The 22,616-nt window shown below is 55.9% G+C and carries 21 protein-coding genes; 12 read left to right on the top strand and 9 right to left on the bottom strand.

Going from position 1 to position 22,616, the window contains the following annotated elements:
- Positions 1-43 precede the first annotated feature (43 nt).
- Positions 44-664 (bottom strand): rod-determining factor RdfA, encoded by a 621-nt coding sequence (gene rdfA, locus OOF89_RS20210; protein WP_266082346.1) that lies wholly within the window; start codon positions 662-664, stop codon positions 44-46.
- A 322-nt stretch (positions 665-986) separates the two neighbouring features.
- Complete coding sequence (locus OOF89_RS20205; protein WP_266082345.1) at positions 987-1,751, bottom strand: IclR family transcriptional regulator; 765 nt, start codon at positions 1,749-1,751, stop codon at positions 987-989.
- Positions 1,752-2,001: 250 nt separating this feature from the next.
- Between OOF89_RS20205 and OOF89_RS20200 the strand changes: the two genes are divergently transcribed.
- From OOF89_RS20200 to OOF89_RS20160, 9 genes are all read left to right on the top strand, one after another.
- Complete coding sequence (locus tag OOF89_RS20200; RefSeq protein WP_266082344.1) at positions 2,002-3,177, top strand: mandelate racemase family protein; 1,176 nt, start codon at positions 2,002-2,004, stop codon at positions 3,175-3,177.
- Between the two features lie 168 nt (positions 3,178-3,345).
- Positions 3,346-3,897 (top strand): hypothetical protein, encoded by a 552-nt coding sequence (locus tag OOF89_RS20195; RefSeq protein WP_266082343.1) that lies wholly within the window; start codon positions 3,346-3,348, stop codon positions 3,895-3,897.
- A gap of 29 nt (positions 3,898-3,926) precedes the next feature.
- Entirely contained in the window at positions 3,927-4,436 is a 510-nt protein-coding gene (locus OOF89_RS20190; RefSeq protein ID WP_266082342.1) for an LUD domain-containing protein, read from the top strand.
- Complete coding sequence (locus OOF89_RS20185) at positions 4,437-6,641, top strand: LUD domain-containing protein (protein WP_266082341.1); 2,205 nt, start codon at positions 4,437-4,439, stop codon at positions 6,639-6,641.
- Positions 6,642-6,816: 175 nt separating this feature from the next.
- The gene (locus OOF89_RS20180; RefSeq protein WP_266082340.1) at positions 6,817-7,998 is read left to right on the top strand and encodes a UxaA family hydrolase; all 1,182 of its coding nucleotides are present in this window, start codon (positions 6,817-6,819) and stop codon (positions 7,996-7,998) included.
- Positions 7,995-8,300, top strand: coding sequence for a UxaA family hydrolase (locus OOF89_RS20175; protein ID WP_266082339.1), 306 nt, complete (start codon positions 7,995-7,997; stop codon positions 8,298-8,300). Before OOF89_RS20180 ends, OOF89_RS20175 begins: the two co-directional genes overlap by 4 nt.
- The gene (locus OOF89_RS20170; RefSeq protein ID WP_266082338.1) at positions 8,297-9,391 is read left to right on the top strand and encodes a UxaA family hydrolase; all 1,095 of its coding nucleotides are present in this window, start codon (positions 8,297-8,299) and stop codon (positions 9,389-9,391) included. Before OOF89_RS20175 ends, OOF89_RS20170 begins: the two co-directional genes overlap by 4 nt.
- 93 nt (positions 9,392-9,484) lie before the next feature.
- A complete protein-coding gene (locus OOF89_RS20165) occupies positions 9,485-10,708 on the top strand; it encodes an MFS transporter (protein WP_266082336.1) in 1,224 nt (407 codons plus the stop codon).
- A 118-nt stretch (positions 10,709-10,826) separates the two neighbouring features.
- Positions 10,827-12,359 carry an Nramp family divalent metal transporter gene (locus tag OOF89_RS20160; RefSeq protein WP_266082334.1) on the top strand — a complete coding sequence of 511 codons (1,533 nt, stop codon included), beginning with the start codon at positions 10,827-10,829 and terminating at the stop codon, positions 12,357-12,359.
- 27 nt (positions 12,360-12,386) lie between these two features.
- On the opposite strand, the gene OOF89_RS20155 is transcribed toward OOF89_RS20160, so the two are convergent.
- From OOF89_RS20155 to OOF89_RS20135, 5 genes are all read right to left on the bottom strand, one after another.
- Positions 12,387-12,869 carry a hypothetical protein gene (locus OOF89_RS20155; RefSeq protein WP_266082332.1) on the bottom strand — a complete coding sequence of 161 codons (483 nt, stop codon included), beginning with the start codon at positions 12,867-12,869 and terminating at the stop codon, positions 12,387-12,389.
- 110 nt (positions 12,870-12,979) lie between these two features.
- Entirely contained in the window at positions 12,980-13,759 is a 780-nt protein-coding gene (locus OOF89_RS20150; RefSeq protein ID WP_266082330.1) for an HpcH/HpaI aldolase family protein, read from the bottom strand.
- Between the two features lie 83 nt (positions 13,760-13,842).
- The gene (locus OOF89_RS20145) at positions 13,843-15,333 is read right to left on the bottom strand and encodes a tripartite tricarboxylate transporter permease (RefSeq protein WP_266082328.1); all 1,491 of its coding nucleotides are present in this window, start codon (positions 15,331-15,333) and stop codon (positions 13,843-13,845) included.
- Complete coding sequence (locus OOF89_RS20140) at positions 15,330-15,836, bottom strand: tripartite tricarboxylate transporter TctB family protein (protein WP_266082326.1); 507 nt, start codon at positions 15,834-15,836, stop codon at positions 15,330-15,332. Before OOF89_RS20140 ends, OOF89_RS20145 begins: the two co-directional genes overlap by 4 nt.
- Before the next feature lie 36 nt (positions 15,837-15,872).
- Positions 15,873-16,871, bottom strand: coding sequence for a Bug family tripartite tricarboxylate transporter substrate binding protein (locus tag OOF89_RS20135; RefSeq protein ID WP_266082325.1), 999 nt, complete (start codon positions 16,869-16,871; stop codon positions 15,873-15,875).
- A 122-nt stretch (positions 16,872-16,993) separates the two neighbouring features.
- On the opposite strand from OOF89_RS20135, the gene OOF89_RS20130 reads away from it, so the two are divergent.
- Positions 16,994-18,010, top strand: coding sequence for an aldo/keto reductase (locus OOF89_RS20130; RefSeq protein WP_266082323.1), 1,017 nt, complete (start codon positions 16,994-16,996; stop codon positions 18,008-18,010).
- A 165-nt stretch (positions 18,011-18,175) separates the two neighbouring features.
- Here the strand turns inward: OOF89_RS20130 and OOF89_RS20125 are convergent, their stop codons facing one another.
- Together OOF89_RS20125 and OOF89_RS20120 are read right to left on the bottom strand one after the other, a co-directional pair.
- Positions 18,176-18,907, bottom strand: a complete 732-nt coding sequence (locus OOF89_RS20125) for a fumarylacetoacetate hydrolase family protein (protein WP_266082321.1) — start codon at positions 18,905-18,907, stop codon at positions 18,176-18,178.
- 106 nt (positions 18,908-19,013) lie between these two features.
- The gene (locus tag OOF89_RS20120) at positions 19,014-20,108 is read right to left on the bottom strand and encodes a Gfo/Idh/MocA family protein (protein WP_266082319.1); all 1,095 of its coding nucleotides are present in this window, start codon (positions 20,106-20,108) and stop codon (positions 19,014-19,016) included.
- Positions 20,109-20,358: 250 nt separating this feature from the next.
- On the opposite strand from OOF89_RS20120, the gene OOF89_RS20115 reads away from it, so the two are divergent.
- Together OOF89_RS20115 and dgoD are read left to right on the top strand one after the other, a co-directional pair.
- Positions 20,359-21,330 carry a D-2-hydroxyacid dehydrogenase gene (locus OOF89_RS20115; protein ID WP_266082317.1) on the top strand — a complete coding sequence of 324 codons (972 nt, stop codon included), beginning with the start codon at positions 20,359-20,361 and terminating at the stop codon, positions 21,328-21,330.
- Between the two features lie 98 nt (positions 21,331-21,428).
- Positions 21,429-22,607, top strand: coding sequence for a galactonate dehydratase (dgoD, locus tag OOF89_RS20110; protein ID WP_266082315.1), 1,179 nt, complete (start codon positions 21,429-21,431; stop codon positions 22,605-22,607).
- Positions 22,608-22,616: the final 9 nt, after the last annotated feature.

The following is a 22,616-nucleotide window of genomic DNA, read 5'->3' as shown; positions in this document are numbered from 1 at the left end:
CTACACTACATCGGTCATCGAGTCCGGGTAGGTCATTTTTAAATTACGTCATGCAGTCACAACCACCCATTTCGAGGAGGTCGTCTACCGAGTATGATTGCCCACATTCATTACACACAACGCGGACGTCGTTGATCACATCGAAGTCCGCCAACTCGATTCGATCCGTATCCCGAAGATTGGTGAGCGTCGTTTCTGCGACTGCGACCGTCCGGTTTTGAAGACGTCGAACGGTATCGGCCCCCTTTTCGATCTGTGTCTGGGGATCGTCCTCCTTCGGTTCGTGTGAGACGTCTCGATACTTGGTGAGATACGTATAAATAGCCTGGTGAGATACGAAATCCTTCCTGAGATTTTCCACATCGATTCCGTTACGAGCGAGCGAATTTTCAGTTTCCGTTTTGACCCCGCTACTAACCGTTTCATCGGTGAGGAGTCGGTAGGTGTTTTCGACTTCCCCCTCCAGTGGGGAGGCATTATTTCGGTCTAATTCGGCGGCCAGTACTTCCTGGTTGAAAAAGTCGGCGAGGTCACGAAGACTGTACTGCTCTTCGGCCTCTCCGGTCCAGTACGCTTCGAGCGTCTCACCCATGTCGTTTAGCTCGTACGTCCGAATCACTCGCTCGACTTTGCTCGTTTTCTTTCGTGAATCATTTTTAGACATATCGTATCACTTTTACTCGGTCGTTAGCCCGCATTTATCTGTCGATTGGACGATGTCCATTACGGCTGTAGGTCTGTAATTAGTATAAAAGTGGTGGTTCTTCTCGAATAGAATCATCGTAGCGGATGATCGAGTGTCCATGACTCTCATGTATCGATCGATTTCGCGCGAAACCGGTCGATCGGGGTGCCGAAGGCGGATCATGTGAGGCTGTGAAATAAAGAACGGATATCGCAAACGAATATATTACCATCCGCAGCAAAAATGGACACTCGATGTCTAAAACGACGGAATTATTTCAAGTTAAATAGAGAACGATCGGTTAGGAATAGTTGAGGTTGAGCTCGATCACATTCACGGCACCGCTCAACAATTCCGGGATTGTTTCGTGAAACCGGGTCCCTTTCATGCGGCTGGACGGAGCTGAAATGCTGATAGCCCCTAACGAGTTCCCCTCTGTCGAGGTGATGGGCATCGCAATACAGCGGAGACCCTCCATCCGTTCCTCGTCATCGACCGCGAACCCGTCCTCGCGAATCGTTTCTAGTTCGTCATATAATTCGTTGCGATCGGTTACACACCCTGGTGTCGTCGCCGGCAGTCCGTGCCGATCGAGAATCGCTTCGGTACGCTCTTCGGGCATTGTTGCGAGGATGGCCTTTCCGAGCGCACTGGTGTGAAGGTAGGTACGAACACCGGTGTACGTGTCCAAATCAACGGCCTGGTTTCCATTCGCACGATAGAGGTAGATTCCCATACCATGCTCCTCAGTCAATAAGTTCGCCCGTTCGCCCGTCTCCATTGCGAGCTGCTTTACTTCCGATTCTGCGGTCTCGTATAAGTCCATCTGACTACGGGTGTAGCCACCGATATCCAAGAATTTCAGTCCCAATCGATAGTTCCCATCCTCGCTGACCACGTACCCGTGTTGTTCGAGCGTCGCCAGATGATTGTGAACTGCGCTTTTTCCCATCTTCAACCGATCCGCCAATTCGGTGATCCCACAGCTCCCGTTGTTTTTGAGCGCTTCGACTAGTCGGAGCGTTTTTTCGGTCGTTTGGACCGGGTGTTTCGCTACCTTTTCCATGATTTTACCACCAACGGCAGGTACTAAAGTTTTATTCTGATATAGAGAACAAGTTAGGTAGCAAACGATGGCTACCAATCAGTTGTATGAAACACTGCCGGTAGAAGTGACGATATTTTTACCATCCTATCGTCGTGATCAGCGCTCGATGAAATTTCCGTATCGAAATCCCACGTTGATCGTATTTCGATCATAATCGGGAGTAATCACATCCGGAAAAATTTATACCGTCCCATCGGAATTCATTACTGTGGCACCAGAAATAACGAAAATAGAGAGTACGGAATTCACGTACCCGTTGGAGGATGTTGGCACCGATACGCACGGTTTCAACCTCGTTTACGAACCGGGAGCGACGACCGAACGAAAGTTGTTCGCGATCAAGGTTCACACCGATACCGGAATCACTGGGGAGTATGTGGGAGGTAACTCTCCGGGAGCGGCCCAGTACAACACCGTCGCCGATTATCTCGTCGGTAAGAATCCGCTGAAACGCGAGAAACATTGGAGCGAGGTCAAGCGTGCGCTCAGAAAATACGATCGAATGGGAATCGGTCCGCTCGACATCGCGCTGTGGGATTTTGCAGGTAAATATCACGACGCACCGATTCACGAACTGCTCGGAACGTACCGGGAGCGGATACCATCGTACGCATCCACATATCACGGTGACGAGAATGGTGGACTCGATTCGCCGGCAGCATTCGCTGATTTCGCCGAAGAGTGCCGTGAGCGAGGGTTCCCCGGATACAAGATCCATGGGTGGGGAGGAGGCGATACCGCCCGGGACCTCGACCGCGAAATCGCGGCCGTGCACGCAGTCGGAGAGCGCGTCGGGGATGAGATGGACCTGATGCACGATCCGGCCTGTGAGCTGGAAACCTTCGGCGACGCGCTCAAATTAGGACGTGCACTCGACGAAGAAGGCTTCTTCTGGTACGAAGATCCGTTCCGCGATGGCGGGATCTCCCAACATGCACATCGAAAGCTTCGACAGTCGCTTGACACCCCGATCCTGCAAACCGAACACGTCCGTGGTCTCGAAATGGCCACTGACTTCGTCGCGAACGAAGCAACCGATTTCGTGCGTGCAGACCCCGAGTACGACGGCGGTATTACGGGCGCAATGAAACGTGCAAGGGTGGCGGAAGGGTTTGGGCTCGACGTCGAATTTCACGCACCCGGACCCGCTCAACGGCACTGTATCGCGGCGACACGGAATTCGAACTACTACGAACTCGCGTTGGTCCACCCGAAATGTCAAAACACGCAACCTCCTGTCTATGTAGGAGGCTACTCGGATATGATCGACGCAATCGATAGCGACGGGACGGTTCCGGTACCGAACGAACCGGGTCTCGGTGTCGAGTACGATTGGGACTATATCGAGTCAAATACGACCGGAAGCGTCCACATCTACGAGTAATATCCCGTCGAACCGTTATCTGGCACACGGAGGCACGCTTTGGGGTTTTCGTAGTAGTGCTGTCGGTGAAATTGTTCCCGTATCATGGTTTGAATCGGAGTCCGACCCCCTACATTTGAGTAACCGATCGAAATGGGGTATGGTATAGTCCGTGAGTCCACGAATGACATGGTTATCTCGGAGACGACGGTTCGTGATGCATGTACTGACCAGTCGTTTCCGAAAATGGGAGTCATCGAGCAGTGCTGGAATACGTCGCCGATTCCCGATACTGACGTTCGGGATCACTCGATTGCTGCGGTGGAGACGCTCGACCTGTCCTCGGTGCCTCGAGGTGGAACCGTCGCCGTCAGTGTCGGATCCGCCGATTTCATCCACGCTGATGTCTTGGCAGCCATCGATTCCGGAAAGACGTGTATCAACATGCTCACTGCGACATCTCCACGTTCGATGCGAATACCCGCGGCCGTCGAAAACGACGCCGCGGGGCTACTTGCCTGTCTCTCGACGACCGGTGTCACCCCTCCCGAGCAAGCGCGTGTGATTCGAGCGAAAGACACGAGCCACCTTCGCTATCTCTCGGTCTCCGAACCGCTCGTCGAAGCCGCCCGTACCCGAGACGATCTGCGCGTGGGCCAGGATCCCGTATCCATCTCCTTCACGAACGGTACATTTGATGATATAAACGATGTGAACATCTCTCAATACGACAAGAAATGATTATCACGTTCCGTTCACTGTGTGAATCTATGGCAACAAACGTGGTCGCGGCATTCGAGTCGTCGTTAGGGACTCTCGATGTTCCATGTATGAGTACGACCCCGGACGGATTTATCGAAGCGCTCACTGAGTATATCGAACTGCCTGCCGTGGGCGTTCCATTAGGCATCGAAGGTATTTCGCTCGAAGAAACGGACGCAACGCTTTCTCCATCATCGCAGCAACTCGTAGATGCGAAAACCGGCATTACTCCCGCTGCACTTGGTGTTGCAGCACACGGAAGTCTACTGTTACAGTCCTCCCCCACCGGTACCGAACCGGTCAGCCTCTATCCACCCCGTCACGTCGCCGTGGTTCGTGAAGGGGACATCGTTCCGGATGTTCGCGACGCGCTCGAATGGTTGGATGGCGAATTCACCGACGGTCGACGCTCCGCCGTCTTTGCGACTGGCGTCAGCGCGACCGGTGATATGGGCGCGCTCGTCGAAGGGGTTCACGGGCCAGCCGATGTGCGTGTTATCATCGTGGAGGATCGATAGATGAGCAGCGATACCCGTCGTCGGAAGGCTGCCAAAATCCGCCATCTGCTGGAGACCGAAGGCGAGAGCGTTCACGAGAACACGACTCACTTCAACGAAGAGCGATACGATGCCGTCGAAGAGTTCGACGACTACGAAGCCGTTCGTGCCGAAGCACGTGCGATCAAGGAGGACGCTATCGAGCGGCTTCCCGAACTCGTGGAAACGCTTCGTGATTCCGTCGAAGAAAACGGTGGCACCCTCTACATCGCTGACGACGCCGCGGATGCCAACGCCTATATCGGAGACGTCGTCGATGAAGCCGGTGGAGACACCGTCGTGAAGAGCAAATCGATGACGACGGAGGAAATCGAGGTGAACGAGGCGTTGGAAGCGAACGACGTCGATGTCTGGGAAACGGATCTCGGCGAGTTCGTTCTGCAGGTTGCAGACGAAGCCCCCTCCCACCTCGTCGGGCCATCGCTACATCGGACGACGGACGATGTCGCCGACCTCTTCAACCGATATTTCGATCCCGACGAACCGTTCGAAACGGCGGAACAGCTCACGGAATTCGCGCGCGATTATCTCGGTGACCGGATTCGGGCCGCCGATGTCGGGATGACTGGGGCAAACTTCGTGCTCGCGGATTCGGGGACGATTACGCTCGTTACCAACGAGGGGAATGCACGAAAATGTGCGGTGACCCCTGACACCCATATCGCGGTTACCGGCGTCGAGAAGATACTCCCGTCGCTTTCGGACCTCGGACCGTTTATCGAACTCATCGCACGGTCGGCCACTGGGCAGGATATTTCACAGTACGTATCGCTGTTCAGCCCGCCAACCAATTCCCCCACGCTTGATTTCGAGGATCCCGAAGCACCGGCGTTCGAAACGGATGGTGACCGCTCGTTCCACCTCGTCCTCATCGATAACGGCCGGTTGGCGATGCGGGAGGACGAGCAGCTGCGGGAGACGTTGTACTGCATTCGGTGTGGTGCCTGCGCAAACTCCTGCGCGAACTTCCAGCACGTTGGCGGCCATGCTTTCGGCGGGGAAACCTACACCGGCGGTATCGCCACCGGTTGGGAGACGGGGGTCAACGGTATCGAGAGTGCGGACGAGTTCAACGATCTCTGTACGGGATGTTCGCGCTGTGTGACCGCCTGTCCGGTGAAGATCGATATTCCGTGGATCAACACGGTCGTTCGCGACCGACTCAATCACGACCACGACAGCTCCGAGTTCGATTTTCTGGTCGAAGGATTGACTCCCGATGAGGAGCCAGCGAGGCTGGACCTCCAAAAACGAGCGTTTGGTAACTTCGAAACGATGGCCAAGGTAGGGAGCAAAACGGCGCCCGTTTCGAATTGGATACTCGATTCGTCCCCCATCAGGGATGGTATGGACCGACTCATGGGAATCGACCAGCGTCGCGAACTCCCATCGTTCAGGCGGGAGTCACTCGTCGACTGGTTCGCGGCTCGGGGTGGGAACAAGGTTCGTAGTACCGACCGAACTGCCGTACTCTACCCGGACGTTTATACGAACTACGTCCTCGTAGAGCGCGGGAAAGCTGCCGTCAACGTTCTCGAATCGCTGGGAGTCGAGGTTATCATTCCGGATGTCCCCGGAAGTGGACGAGCACCACTCTCGCAGGGAATGATCGACACCGCCGAATCGAAGGCGAAACAGGTCACAGACCGGCTTCGACGTTATATCGACGCGGGTGCTGACATCGTCGTCATCGAACCGAGCGACCTAGCTATGTTCCGCCGTGATTACGAAAAACTACTCCCTGCTCGCGCGTTCGATATGCTATCGGAAAACAGCTACGAGGTTCTCGAATACGTCTTTGGGCTCTTGGAAAACGGTGCTGAGGCAGACGCACTCTCGAATGCCGACTCGAGACTCGCCTACCACAGTCATTGCCAACAACGGACGTTAGGACTCGATGCATACACCGAGGCTGTCTTCGAACGGCTCGGGTACGATGTCATCACCTCCGATGTCGAATGTTGTGGGATGGCAGGCAGCTTTGGCTACAAATCGGAATATTACGAACTGAGTATGGACGTGGGTTCGACCCTCGGCGACCAGTTCTCCGATGCAACCGACCGGACGATCGTCGCCTCCGGAACCTCGTGCAGCGAGCAACTCACTGATCTCCTGAGTAGCGATGTGAAACACCCAGTCGAAATACTCGCACCCGACGGGCGCTGACGCCTGCCTTTTCCCAGTCATTTCCGGGGTTGACGTGGATAAAGGCGTTACAAAACGTCGAAATATCGTATCGAAAACCGTCGCAACGATACTGCTCGAACAGAGGGGTGTTATCCGTACTTTCTTCTCTCACGGAGTAAAACCTATAGCACGTCCCCGAGAATGAAGAAGGCGTATGTGTGGAACATTTCGCGGGTATCGCCGAGACGATGGCCAGATCGGCGTCCGCAATTACGTCGCCATCATCCCGACGTCGGTAGCCGCCAGTCCGGTTGCCCGTCACATCGCGACCGAATCCGGCGCGTGGGCACGTGCAACGCCCCATCAAATGGGGACGACACAACCCGACCCGGCACGGAGGCAAACCGAGAGCGTCTTGGTTGGCGTCGGTCGAAATCCGAACGTCGGTGCCGCCGTCGTCCTCGAACTCGGTACCGAAGACATCGATGCCGATTCGCTCGCGGATCGAATTGCGACGAGTGGTACGCCGGTCGAGACGCTCTCGATTCGTGACTGTGGAGGGACGAAACGGACACTCGAAGCCGGACGGAATCTCATGGAGAAATTGTACGAAGGGATATCGCAGACACGACGCGAGGATGCAGATCTATCGGAGCTGATTTTTGGCGCGGAATGTGGAGGAAGTGACGCGACGAGCGGTATCGCGGCCAATCCCGCGGTGGGAAACGCCGCAGACCGACTCGTTGCTGCGGGTGGGACGACTTGTTTTAGCGAGACGCCGGAGTTCATCGGTGCAGAACATATCCTGGCAGAAAGGTGTGCTGACGAAAAAACTCGTGAGCGACTTCTCGAACGCGTCGAAGCGCGTGAGGGACAAGCGAAACTGATGGGTGTCGACCTCCGTGGCGCACAACCCACACCCGGCAATCAGGAAGGAGGGTTGACGACAATCGAAGAAAAGAGCCTCGGAGCGATTGCGAAGGGTGGAACGACCCCGATACGGGGCATCGTCGATTACGGGGAAAAATTACCGGCTGGCAGTGGGCTCATCCTCATGGATACGCCCGGATACGACGTCGAGAGCGTCGTCGCAAAGGTCGCTGGCGGAGCGCAGATTATCGCCTTTACGACCGGCCGAGGTTCGACGACAGGGAACCCGATAGCGCCAGTCATCAAGGTCACGGGCAATCCGGGTACGTGGAAAAAGATGCGGAGTAATATGGACGTAAACGCGTCGACGATCGTCCACGGAGAGGATATCGAGGCAGTCGGTCAACGAGTATACAAGACCATCAAAGCGGTCGCAAACGGACAACGAACCGAAGCTGAACGCCGACAGCTTCAGGAGTTTGCGATCAACGAGATCCAGCCGAAGGAGTTGGAGGGAACAGCATGAAAGGCGACGTAATCGAAGATGCGGCGCTGCTCATGGATCGCCGGGACTCAGTTGCGACCGCACTCGAAGACCTCGAGTCCGGACGCGTACTGGAAATTGACGGGCAGAGAATCATACTCGCCGACCGGGTTCCGTTCGGGCATAAATTCGCACTCGATCCGATGGAGAGTGGAGAGGAGGTTTACAAATACGGTGCCGTTATCGGCCGTACAACGACGGACGTTCCCGCTGGTACCTGGGTACATACACACAATTGTGAAAGCACTCGTGGTCGGGGCGACCAGGAGGGGACCGAACGATGAAAGCGTCGCTCCAAGGGTACGAACGTTCGAACGGCGAAGTCGGGATTCGCAACCACGTTCTCGTCGTTCCATCGGTGATCTGTTCCCACCACGTTGCCGACCGAATCGCAGCACGACTTCCATACGCTCGAGCGACCCCACACGACCACGGATGCGCTCAGCTCGGGGCGGATAACGAGCAAACGGCGCGAACACTCGTCGGCATCGGAACCAACCCGAACGTCGCAGGCGTCGTCGTGGTCGGACTCGGCTGTGAAGAGGTACAGAGTACGGAAGTAGCTGCCTCGCTCTCCGAACGTGGCGTACCCGTCAGGGAGGTCTCGATTCAAGACATCGGGAGCACTGAAGCGTGCGTCGAGCAGGGTGTCGAACGAGCTCGGGAGCTGTGGGAAAAAGCGGACATCCGCGAGAAATCCGTCCCGCTTCGGAAGTTGACCGTCGGTGTAATCGCAAGTGACCTCCGCGAGAGCACACGCGAGGTTGCAGCACCCCTCGTCGGCGATGTGATCGATGAATTAACCGAGATGGGAGTTCGAATCGTCACCGCAGGAAACGAACGTCTCGTCGTCCATCCGGCGGCCGCACGCGAACGAACCGTTCCAGACGCGCATTCCGACCTCGAGGCGTTGTTTTCCCGACACCGAGAGGAGCCACCACGAGCGACACAGGTCGGGATGCGTGCTGCAGCGGGGGATTTCGACGAGATAACTCGCGAATGGGGATCGAGTGACATCAACGAAGTGTTGGAGTATGGGTCCGCTGCATCTCTCGATTCCGGCATCGGAATCGTCGATTCACCGTCACGGTTCGAAGAAGCAGCGACTGGACTGGTCGCCGCCGGCGCGAATCTACTCATCCATCTCACGGCGGATGGGATTCCCGCCGGGCATCCGATAGCCCCTGTTATCAAGGTCTCCGGAGAGCACTCCACAGTCACGGCGCTTGCCGATGATATCGATATCGACGCAACAGCGGATACGAAAAGCGACCTATTGACGCGGATTCGAACCGTTGGGGACGGGAATCCCTGTGCGGCGGACAAGCATGGCCTGACGGAGTTTGCGATAACGCGTGTCGGACCCTCGATGTGATCAACGGATGGAATCCGTACACTTTCACCCTATCGACAGCCCCGAGTTGAGCCCCGATGCATCGTACCGGTGTCGTCATAAGCGGTGGTTACAGTGAATAGTAACGACCGACGAACCGTCGCTGTCGCTTCGTTCGCACATGGACTGGTACATACGTACGAACTCACCATTCCGCTTCTCATTCCGATTTGGATGACGACGTTCGCCGTCGATACGGCGATGATCGGATTCGTCGTCACTGTTGGCTACGTCCTGTTCGGCCTCGGGGCGCTTCCGAGCGGTATTCTCGCCGATAACTACGATACACGCATGCTCATCGCGATCAGTGTGCTGGGAATGGGTGTCGGATTCGTCATCATAAGTCTCGCACCGAGTATTTTCATCCTCACGGTCGGTCTGATCGTCTGGGGTGGGTCCGCGAGTATGTATCATCCAACCGGACTCTCACTGATCAGCCGCACCGTCTCGGAACGTGGGCGAGGACTCGCGTTTCACGGTGTGGCAGGTAACGTGGGAACTGCAGTTGGCCCGCTCCTCGTTTCAGTCCTTCTCTTGGAATTGTCGTGGCGATACGCGGCTTCACTCCTCGTCGTTCCGGCGCTCCTCGTCGGTATCGTTACGCTTCTCGTTCCCATCGAGAAACCGGCTCGCGTGAGCAACGGTGGAGTGGCTGTCGATTCACGGGACGGGTTCTCGATCGCCGAGTTCGGTTCGTCATCGAAACGGCTCTTCGCTCGTGGGTTCGCCGTAATATTCCTATTGGTGGTTTTAGAAGGGTTGTTCTACCGAGGGATTCTGACCTTCCTCCCTGACGTCTTCGACACGGTAATCACGTCGAAGTCCGCCATCACACCTGACCTGTTTCGTGGGACGTCCCAATACCTATACAGTGGATTGCTGCTCGTCGGTGTCTTCGGTCAGTACGTCGGCGGGTGGCTCGTCGATCGGGTGAGTCCCATCCGCGGACTCGTTGTGGTTTTTCTCGGATTGGCGGGTGTATCCGCCATGTTCGCAGCGATCACGAACCCGAGTATGTGGAATCTCGTTCCGCTGAGTATACTTCTCGGCGTGTTTCTCTTCGGTGAGCAGCCGCTCATGCAGGCTACGGTCGCGGATTACTCGTCTACCGATACTCGTGGGCTGAGTTACGGATACACGTATGTCGGCGTCTTTGGCGTTGGTGCGTTGGGTGCGACTATCGCCGGATACGTCCTCACGCGAGCGAGCTTTTCGTGGCTCTTCGTCGTACTCGCGATGCTTGCTGTCATCGCCGCAATCGTTTCGGAGGGACTCCGACGGGGGACAACGGAAGTGTAGAAGTTAAATAATATATGCGGTATAAATCATATTGCCAGAAACATTTGCATCACGCACACAACAGAAATGTTTATTAACCATGTATGACTTTATCTGACAAGGTAGTAGAGGTTACAGTATGTGTGCGAAGGTAGAACAAGAACCACCACGGACAGAGCATAGCACGGTCGAAGAAACAGTCTTACCGAGCACGGAAGGGATTTCGTTTCCGGAGCCACCGGCGGAACTCAAATCTGGGTCTCGGAACTGGAAGAAGTTACTCGCATATTTCGGCCCCGGTGCGATCGTCGCATCCGTCACGCTAGGGTCAGGCGAAACCCTGTTCGCTCCCCGTGGTGGTGCTATCTTCGGCTTATCGATAATCTGGGCGTTAGTCTGGGCGGGCCTCGTGAAAGGAATAATGACGTATTCAGGTGTTCGGTATTACACCCTTACAGGTGAGCACGTGATGTCCCGCTGGACGAAACTACCGGGACCACGAGGATGGTTCACCCTCCTGATGGGTGGGATCGCCATCGTCGCCTTCCCATCGTGGGTCGGTGGACTAGCCAAGATGCTCGGGCAAATCACGGCTTGGGTGCTCGGACTTCCGATGAACGATACCATGTTTGCGACGATCGGAACCATCTTGATGGTCGCAACCGCCGGATTGGTTTTCGTGGGCGGGTACGATTACGTCGAGCGGGCACAGATCATCATCGTTGCCTTCCTCTCGGCGACCATAGCCGTTCTCGCCATCGCCGCTCAGCCATCTCTGTTCGGCGTCCTCGGTGGCTTGGTTCCGTCCATGCCTTCCGATTACGCACCGTTCGTTTACGATAAATACCCGACTGTCGCGAGTCGATCCGTCTGGATCGAGGTCGTCACGTACATGGGTGCGGTCGGCGGTGGCATTTACGACTACATCGGCTACGTCGGCTATTCGAAAAAACGTCGCTGGGGCATCCTTCGACGTTCCGATTCCGAAGACGTCTCCGACGTCGTCCGTGAGCTTGCACCCGGAAAGGAGGTGCCACTCGACGTGAGCGAGAGCAACCTGCAACGAGCAAAGTCGTGGTTGAAAGCTCCACAGATCGACGTCCTGATTTCGTTTACAGCGATCACCTTCTTCACGGCCGCCGCGATGGTGCTGGGCGCGCAGAGCCTTCACGAGGCACAGCTGATCCCCTCCGACCTCGACCTCTACACGTTTCAAGCGCAGTGGTTCGCCGCCATACACCCCGGCCTGACGATCCTTTGGAAGATCGGCGTGTTCTTTGCGCTGTTCGGAACGCTTTACGCGACGTGGGAAGGATACACGTGGACGTGGCTAGAAACGGTCAAACCCTTCTCGAAAGCTGCGCGTAGTCTGGAGCGCAAACGAATGGGAACGGCGCGCTTACTAACGATCGCATATGCTGGTGGCTTCGGACTCGTTCTGATGTGGTCGGATCTATCTGCCGTCGCGATCGTCACTCCGGCATCCATACTGGGCGGTGTGTTTGGATGCGGACTCTGGTGTTGGGCGATGCTTTGGGCCGAGCGAACGGCACTCCCGGAAGAACTCCGTGGTGGGTGGAAGCTCACCGTCGGACTCATTATTGCAGGAGCGTTCCTAACCGGTGCAGGAATTATCTCCATCGTCGAATATCTCGGCCTCGCGTCGTTCTAAGCGACCTGCGTCCGTTTTTGTGGGCTGTTATGTGGATAGCTCTGAAATCGCTCGGTCGAGATACCGAAGTGTTTCGTGTGCCCTGTAGAACCGGGAGAAACAGTACAACCCGACGAGCAGACTGATAACCGTCACGAGTACCGTAATCGGTATGAACACACACGCGAGGACGACCGAAACGATACCGAGCACTCCCCAGAGTGCTCGTTTTTTCCGAAACGAAGCGCGAATTTCGGTAAGGATCTCGATTCGTTCGTTCTTCGTGATTGCTCGGTCCTGTGGGATGCCGTATTTTTCCGCCAATCGGTCCCTTTGCTGCTGGTTTTTCCCGCCACCGGCTACGCGCTCGGCCATGGAACGCCGCATGAAGAAGATACCGACGAGTAGTGGCAGGAAACTCTCGATGAAGCCAAGCCGAAGATATACGAGAATGGTGATCGAAAATGAACCGACAGCGAGCGATCCCCAGAGCAGTTCAAAATTACGTCCATCCGATTTTGCGTGAGACATACACACATACACACACCGAACACCAAATTAGTGTTTTGATCGGACAAGTGAAATGTTCGAACCACTACCGTCTGGACGGCAAAAAAGGGATCACAAGCTGAACGAACCGATCACTTCTCGGACTTCGATACTGAACGACACTGTCGTAACGCATCCTTCGAACCGTTCAATAGGTGAACCGAATCGACCCCCGCAACCAAGAAGTCGATATCCCAATTTAGTCTGGTTTCCCGGTCCGATTCGCTGATTGCGAGCGTTCCGACGGAGATGTCGGCGTTTCTCGCTGACTGAACGATTCGATCGACCGCATCCGTAAACGTCGAATCGTTCACGGTCCCGAACGCACCGAGCGAGGCCGACAGATCCGCAGGACCGATGAACAGGCCGTCGATCCCATCGACCGCGGCGATAGCATCGACATTTCGAAGACCGCGCTCCGTTTCGATCTGAACGTATCGGGTAACCTCCTCTCCGGCCGTTTCGACGTACGCATCGAGTTCTAAGCTGTAGTTCGCTGCTCGATGGATTCCGATCCCTCGCCGACCGTTCGGTGGGAAGCGGGTCGCCTCCACGATCGACTCAGCTTCCGAAGCGGTTTCGACCATCGGAACCATGATTCCTGCCGGACCGAGATCGAGAGTTCGTTTCAGGTCAGTGGGATCGCTGCTCGGTACCCGAACCAACGATTCGGTCGACGATGTGGTGTTCTCCACCGCACGCAGAACGTTTTCGAGCGTTTCGAGCGAAATCGGGGTATGCTCGCGGTCGATGACGATGAATTCGTAGTCGAGTAGTGCCATCATTTCGGCGACTTCGGGATGGCCGATCGCCAACCAACTCCCGATAATCGGTTCGTCACTGCTCTGTGCGTTTTTTAATACGTTCTCCATGAATCAAACTAGACCCGGTAGTAAATATCGGTGCCGATTATATTGAGTTCGGGTACGGTGAGCAAAACCGTCTTCGTCGTAATTCATGCCCTGACCTTCGCTATCCACGGACGGAGTATCGGTGCGAGAAGTGAAAACACAGACAGGAGCAAAATCACGACGGTGAGTGGACTATCGATGAAGATGGAAAGCGAACCACCGGAGATGGTGAGGGCTCGTCTCAGATTGGACTCAGCGATCGGTCCAAGAATCAGCCCCAACACCATCGGCGCAAGCGGATACTCCTCGAGGCGCATCAGATAACCAAGTATGCCTGCACCGACCATCACCCAGACGTCGAAGACGTTACCACGAAGGGCGTACGTCCCGACGACGCAGAGAACGAGGATCGCAGGCCACACGTATCGCTGTGGTAAGTCGATAAGACGTGCCCACAGCGGCGCCGCGAGAAGGCCGACGACCAGAATGACGAGATAGACGACGAAAAACCCGACAAAGATGGAGTATACGAGTGGAGCCTCGTTCTCGAAGAGTCCGGGGCCGGGACGGATTCCATGAACCATCAGCGCCCCGATGAGGATCGCAGTGACTGAATCACCGGGAATCCCGAGCGTAAGCGTCGGAATCAACGCGCCGCCGGTGCTTGCGTTGTTGCCGGACTCGGCAGCGGCGATACCTCTGATGTTTCCACGTCCGAACGACGGGGTCGCGGAATCGAACCACCGCTTCGCCTCGTTGTACGTAACGAACGAGGCGATATCGCCACCCGCACCCGGAATCGCCCCGATTATCGAACCGAGAAGGCTCGATCCGACGGAGACGTTCCCGATGGACTTGAGGTCACGGGTGGCAGGGACGAGACGGTCGATTCGCTGTTCGACGTCCTGACTCTCGAGTCCGTGTTGATATCGCTGAATCGCTTCGGCAACACCGAAGAGGCCGATCATGACAGCGATGAACTGAATGCCAGAGCTGAGTGCCGTCATTCCGAACGCGAACCGTGGATAGCCGAGCATCGGATCCAGTCCCACCGTCGCGAGGAGCATCCCCAGCAGTCCGGACAGCAATCCCTTCGTCAGTGAATCACCGCTGACGCTGGCGATGATGGTCAACCCGAAGAAGGCCAACGCGAAATACTCCGGTGAGCCAAATTCGAGGGCGACCTGAGCGATCTGTGGCGAAAAGACGGTAAGAACGACGACGCTGATCGCTCCCCCGATGAAAGAGGCGACGGTGGCGATGCCGATCGCTCGTCCGGCGTCACCTTTCTTCGCGAGGGGAAATCCGTCGAACACGGTCGCAGCGGCACTGGGAGTTCCGGGTGTTCGGATCAGTATCGCGGGGATCGAACCCGCGTACAGCGCACCACCGTAAATTCCGAGAAGCAGCATCATCCCCTCCGTCGGTTGCATGCCGAACGTGAACGAGACCAGGACGGCTACGGTCATCGTCGCTGTCATTCCCGGAATCGACCCCATAACGACCCCGACCAATACGCCCAGGACGATCAGTAGCAAGGCGAACGGCTGAAAAACCAGTCCGATACCTTGCACGAGGTTTCCGACGACGCTCATCTCGTGCTCACCTCGAGAATACCGAGCTGAATCGGCAACAGATCCGTAACGGGGAGGATGGCGCTTTCGGGGAGCGAGACGGTGAGAAATCCGACGAATGTATAATACAGGACGAACGTGAGTCCCACCGAAATGGCCGCAGCAAGCGACGGTTGTCGTACGCCGGAGTACCACATGAAGGCGAACAGAAACACGACCGTATCGAGGAAAAAGCCGAGGATTGGCATCAAGACGATGTATCCCACGAGAAATCCGATGACGCTACCGACCGTCGTGATATCGTCCCTGGTCACGGTGTACACTCGTTGTTCATTCGGTCGTATGAGTTGAACGAGCGCCATTCCTCCGATACCGACGGCGATAACGCGGGGGAAAAATCCCGCACCAGGTGCGGAGGCGTTCGGACTGGCAGGAAACGTACCGCTGACGAAGAAAACCCCAGCACTGAGGAGGATGAGTAATATCGACGAGATGTGCGTTGCGTGACGGATTTTGAAACTCATATGGATCGTGGTATCGCAATCATTGTTCGAGTCAAGTCAGTTGCCGAGGTTCAATCGCTCGATGATGTTGCCGAATCGCTCGTGCTCCTCGTTCATGAACGAGCCGAAGGTTTCCGTATCACGATACACTAGCCCGAACCCGTTCTGTTTCATGAACGATTCGAACGTCTTCGAGTCGTAGACCGATTTATACGTATCGTGAAGCTGTTTGATTCGATCGTCGGGGGTTTCGTTCGGAACGGTCAGCCCCCGCCATGCACCCATGGTAAAATCGTACCCCTGTTCCTTCAATGTCGGTACGTTCGGGAAGATACTGACACGTTCGTTGCCGAACACGGACAATATTTTGAGTGGCCCGTCTTTGACCTGTGATGCTACTTCGGCCGCACTCGCCGTCGTCGCCTCGACTTCCCCGTTCAGCACTGCTTTCGTCGCCGGTGAACCACCGTCGTATCCGGCGTGTTTGACGTCGATACCCGCCTGTTGTGCGAATCCGGCGGCAGAAAGGTGCCAAATGGCACCGGTGCCCGAATTCGAAATTCGAATCTTTCCGGGATTCTTCTTGGCATACTTGACGAACCCATCGAGGGAATCGTACGGCGCTTTTTCCGGGACCGTGAGCGACGCTGGGTCGAAGTTGTACTGCATTACCGGTTTCAGACCGTTCGGTGAGACGTCCGCGATGCCGAGATGCGAGATGGTACAGATCTCGACGGTCGTCACGCCGACGGTGTATCCGTCCGGTTTCGCATTGGCGATTGCGTTGAACCCGACGCTGCCGCTACCACCAGTTTTGTTGGTGACGTAAAAACTCGTGTCCATCTCGTTGCCCGCAAGTTCCGCGAGCTTTCGTCCGGTACGGTCGGTCCCACCCCCAGCGGACCACGGGACGATCATTTCGATTTTCTCGCTTGGGAATTCCTCGCTGTTTCCCCAGGATTGGGTGCAGCCCGCTAATCCTGCCGTGAGGAGACCTAATCCATTTGTTTTGAGGAACTTCCGTCTAGTGACGCGGCTAGTTCTTTCTCCACTCATATCGATTCTATATTAATTAACGTATATATAAATTTTATTTAATAATTATTACACGTGTGGATCGCGTACTGAATACGACGTGCCGAGGTATTTTATCACTACACACCCTACCAGTCGAGCGTATGGAATACCGAAAGTTAGGCTCGACAGGAACGAAGGTTTCCGAACTGTGTTTCGGTACGTGGCGATTCGGGAAGGAAACCGGCGGCGTCCTCGAAACGGATCGAGAGGAAGCACACGACCTCCTCGATGCGGCATGGGAGCACGGAATAAATTTCATCGACAGCGCCAACGTCTACGGAAATCCGAACGGAACGAGCGAAAAATACATCGGCGAGTGGCTTTCGGATCACGACCGTGAGGACTTCGTCCTGACCTCGAAAGTTTACTTCCCGTTCGACGAATCGAATCCGAACGGGTCCGGACTCTCACGGACACACATTCGAAACCAGATTCGAGGGACCTTGGACAGACTGGGAACCGATTACCTCGATCTCTATTACATTCACCGCTGGGACGAGGAGACGCCGATAGAAGAGACGCTCGATACACTGAACGGGCTCGTCGAGGAAGGAAAAGTGAACTACCTCGGCGCATCGTCGATGGCCGCGTGGGAACTCACGAAAGCGCTCTGGAAGTCGGACACGTACCAGTGGGAACGGTTCGACGTTACACAACCCCTCCACCACGCTGGCTACTACGAGGACGTGAAGGACTATCTCGACGTCTGTAGCGATCAAAACATCGCTGTCTGCCCGTACTCTCCGCTTGCAGGTGGTTTCCTGACCGGAAAGTACGAGCGTGCGGACCCAGACGACCCGCAAGCCGTGAAAGGTCCCGACGGTGCCCGTGGGAATTTCGACGACGTCTTCGGCGATTACTATGCTTCGGAGCGAGGATGGAAAGTCCTCGATGCGATACGCGATGTGGCCGACGAGGTGGATGCGACACCCGCTCAAGTGTCGCTTCGATGGCTGATGGATCACGACGATTTCACGTGCGTCCCGATCATCGGCGCGCGAACGACCGAGCAGTTGGACGAGAACGTCGGTGCGTGCGACGTCAATTTGTCCGAAGAACAGTGGAATCGAATCATGGACGCTCGATATCGTGCGGACGATACCCTCTGGGGACACTGACTCTCCGTTCGAGCGGACCGGCCAGTCGCATTTCGGCGGATCGAACTGAGCCCTCCGAATAGGACTCGGGAACACCAATAGTGCCCGGTGACGATGTACTTCGCAAAATCAGGAGAACCGGTTGAATCGGGTGCGTATATCGAACGCACGCCGATATCGGGGGGGCTATTCCGTACTGACGTCGTGTTCGAGGGTTCCGACGCCTTCGATCTCGACTTCGACCCGATCGCCGTCGGAGAGCGGACCGACACCCGCAGGCGTCCCCGTGATGATGACGTCACCCGGTTCGAGCGTGAGATACGCCGTGATCTCCTCGATGATCTCCGGAACGGAGAATATGAACTCCGAGCGGGAAGACCGTTGCTTGATTTCCCCATTCAGTCTCAGTTCGACCATCGCGTCGTCCGGTACCGCTTCCGGTGGGGCAACGACCGGTCCGATGGGCGCGGATCCGTCGAACGCTTTCCCTCGAATCCAGTTTTGTTCGACCATCTGGTCGTCGCGGTTCGAGATATCGTTGACACACGTGTACCCTTCGATGACTGCTTCGGCGTTCTCAGCAGCCACGTTTCGACACTGCTGGCCGATAACAACGCCGAGTTCGGCCTCGAATTCGACTCGTTCCTTGCCAGCAGGGAGCGTAATCGTATCACCGTGTCCGGCCACTGCGTTCGGCGGTTTCAAAAACAACAATGGACGGCTTGGGATTTCCATTCCCGACTCTTCCGCGTGGTCTGCATAGTTGAGTCCGACACAGACGATCTTCGTTGGATCAGTCGGTGGGAGGATGTTTATCTCAGTAGGATCATACGTGTCGTCGGCGAAGGTGATGCCATCGTCCGTCCACAGACCGTCGCGAACATAGCCTGCAGGGTCACGAAATCGTACGTGCGACATGTATTTAGTATTCCGAGCAGCGCTAAAAACTGTTACCGTTGCGGCAGGGTCGCGCACCACTCCGCCTTGCGAACACCGGCAGTCAAAGGGACGGGACGTTTCGTCGTCACCACGAGGTTATCCGGACGTCCTTGAGTGGCGTTTCGAGTGGCAGGTCGACGTGGCTACCGGTATAATGAGAGAGATAGAAGCTGACGATGATTTCGAGGGACCGAGTCGCCTCAACCCCTGGAGAACGGTTTTCCGCGACACCGTTCAACAGGTCGACGATGTGGCTGGCGGCGTTCGGAAACGCCCGTTGATAATCGACGTCCCACGACCAGGCGCCCGACACCCCCGGAACCGGTTCTTCGATGTGGACACCGTCTTCGAGCGTCCAGTATCGCCATTCGCCGTCGTCGTTGTTGAGATACAGTTTTCCATCGGTGCCGATGAATTGGAGACACATCGAAGAGATATCACGGGCAACGGTGCAGTCGATTGTAGCAAACGTGCCATCGTCGAGAAGAACATGCCCACCACCGCCGGAGTCAGTTACGTCCCGTGTTCCACCGAGTGCATCGACGGCGTCGTTCTCCTCGTTGATATAGCCACTGACCCGCGTGGCTTTGGCGTCGAGCAGGTACACCAATAGGTCGAGCAGATGTGTCGAGTTACGCATCAACTCCCGCCGGAAGTCGGCGGAGATCGACTTCGGCTCACCGATGATACCGTCATCGACTGCGCGTCGAAGCTGTCGGACTTTCTCGGTGAACCGGAACGAGTGATTGACGACGAGTTCAGTATCCGTATCGGCACAAACGTTGCTCATCTCTTCGGCCTCGCCGACGCTCGCTGCGATCGGTTTCTCACACCAAATGACAGCGGGATCGGACGCCGAGCGCGCCGTCGATACCACGTGCTCACGATGGAGATACGACGGAGTACAAACGGAAACGACGTCCAAGGCTTCCGATTCGAGCATCGTTTCGTGACCCACGTAACGACACTCCTCCGGAATCCCCCACGCGTCGCCGAATCGCTCGAGTTTCGATTCGTCGATATCCGCAATGGCAACGAGTTCGATTCCCTCGGTCTCCTCATAGCCACCCGCGTGACTGGCTTTGAACTTCTTTCGACCGATATCCGCTTCGTCGTGCATTCCGAGGATTCCCAGCCCAGCGATTCCACCGGTTCCGATAATTCCGGCCCTGTAAACCATATGCTTAGACGTCTCTCCATACACTTGATTAATTCGGTGATCAGATCGCCTGAATTCAGCCATTCGGGAACGAATATCATCATCGGGTGCTATCCCACCGATGGATATACTAGGTACTTCGATTGCCCGTTTTACGCCCACATGACGTAATTTTCAACCATCCATCAGATTGGAAAAGGATGATATGATTTCGTCGAATTCGTAGATGTAGTCACGGGAGGGTACACGCTCACCCAGTGACGGGATAACAATGAACGACGATAGAACTGACGTCCTCGTCTTACGCAGCGATACACATGGATTGCCGGCGGCCGAATATGCTGCCATCCTCGATGACCAACTCCCGAACCGATGCGTTCGATGCGCCAACACACCATCACAAGAGCGCGAATACATACGGGATGCAAAAGTCGTATCCAGCGTGCGTATCGACGAGACCTTGTTAGGGTATGCAGAAAACCTCCGACTGTTCGCGGGCGTCGCGGCAGGATACAATCACCTTCCCCTCGACACCCTCGCCGATATGGACGTCGTCGTGACGAACGCGTCCGGAATCCATGCGCCAAATATCGCGGAGCAGGTCCTTGGGTATATGCTGACCTTTTCGCGCCGACTCAAGACCGGATGGGAGCGTCAACAACGTCACGAGTGGCGCCATTTTCAGGCGGAGGAGCTGAAGGGGAGCACCGTAACCATCGTCGGTCTCGGTGCCATTGGCACTGCCGTCGTCGAGCGACTCTCCGGATTCGGAGTCGATACGATCGGCGTCAGATATACGCCGGAAAAAGGAGGGATAACGGACGAAGTCATCGGATACGAATCCGAAGCGTTTCACGATGCCCTCTCACGAACTGACTATCTGGTTATCGCGGCACCCCTCTCCGAGACGACTACGGGGTTGATTTCCGAGGACGAATTCCGGACACTGCCCCCGAATGCGAAGGTGATCAACGTCGGTCGAGGAAAGATAATCGACACCGACGCGCTCGTCTCTGCGGTCCAACGAAATCGAATCGATGGGGCCGCGCTCGATGTCACGGATCCCGAACCGCTTCCAGAGGATCATCCCCTTTGGCGCATCGAGAACGTCGTTATCACCCCTCACAACGCGGGTCATAGCCCGAACCATTGGAATCGATTAGCCGACATCGTCACACGGAACGTTACCCTACTCATGGACGGTGGCGATATCGACCAGTTAGAGAACGTCGTTCAGTCGTAAACGGGACCAACGGAGGGTCTCCGATACGCTGACCGGAGTTCGAGACACCATTTGACCCGACACGAAGTATTATTACATCCGTTGCGAAATGCATAATTATGTCGGACTTGCGTATTACCGACGTAGAGACGTATATCGTCGCCAATCCATGGAAACCCTGGGTATTCGTTCACGTAAACACGAATAAGGGGATTCAAGGTCTCGCCGAGGCGACGACGCATAGCAAACCGGAGACGGTTGCGGCCGCCATCGAGGAGATGAGTGATTTCTTCATCGGAGAAGATCCATTCGAAACCGAGCGTCTATGGTTGGAGATGTACCGCGACGAGTGGTTCTCGAAAAACGTCGTCAACACGACGGTTATCTCGGCCATCGACATGGCGTGCTGGGACATCAAGGGCAAAATGCTCGACCGACCAGTGTACGAACTGATCGGCGGAAACGTCCATGGTGACGAGATCCGCGCGTATGCCAACGGATGGTATACCGAAACGACAGACGACCCCGAAACGTGGCAGAAAGCGGCAAAGCAGGTCGTCGACGATGGATACGACGCGATGAAGTTCGATCCGTTCGGGAAATCGTGGCAACGAATGGATCGCGAGAAATTCAATCACTCGGTCGATATCGTTCGTGCGGTGCGAGAGGCCGTGGGTCCCGATGTCGACCTTCTCATCGAGGGACACGGTCGATTTACCGCCGGACAAGCGCTCGAAGTCTCGAATGCGCTCTCCGAGTTCCATCCAACGTGGTTCGAGGAGCCTTGCCCACCGGACTCGATCAACAGTCTCGGAAAAGTCGCGGACAAGTCACCGATCCCCATCGCAACCGGCGAGCGACTGGTATCGAAGTACGAGTTCCGCGATCTGCTGGCGAACACGGACGTCGATATCATCCAACCCGACATCATGAACACCGGCGGGATTACCGAAGCGAAGAAGATCGCCGCACAAGCCGAGGCCGAACACGTCAGTTTCGCCCCACACAACCCACAGGGTCCGGTCGCGACAGCGATTTCAGCACACGTGGACGCTGCGGTGCCAAACTTCATGATTCAGGAAATCTTCCAAACGTACGACGTAGAGTGGGTCAATGACCTCCTCGTTGATCCGATCGTCGTCGAGGACGGATATATCGAGATTCCACAGCGTCCCGGTCTCGGAGTCGAACTCGACATCGACGTCGTCGAAGAACACGCATACTCCGATGGAAAAGACGAAGTACACACGATCAATCTCTTCGAGAAGGACTGGGAAACCCGTTCGTTGGTCGACTGAACGACTGTC

The organism is Haladaptatus caseinilyticus (assembly GCF_026248685.1).
GTDB lineage: Archaea > Halobacteriota > Halobacteria > Halobacteriales > Haladaptataceae > Haladaptatus > Haladaptatus caseinilyticus.
This window is presented reverse-complemented; position numbering and strand designations above follow the sequence as displayed.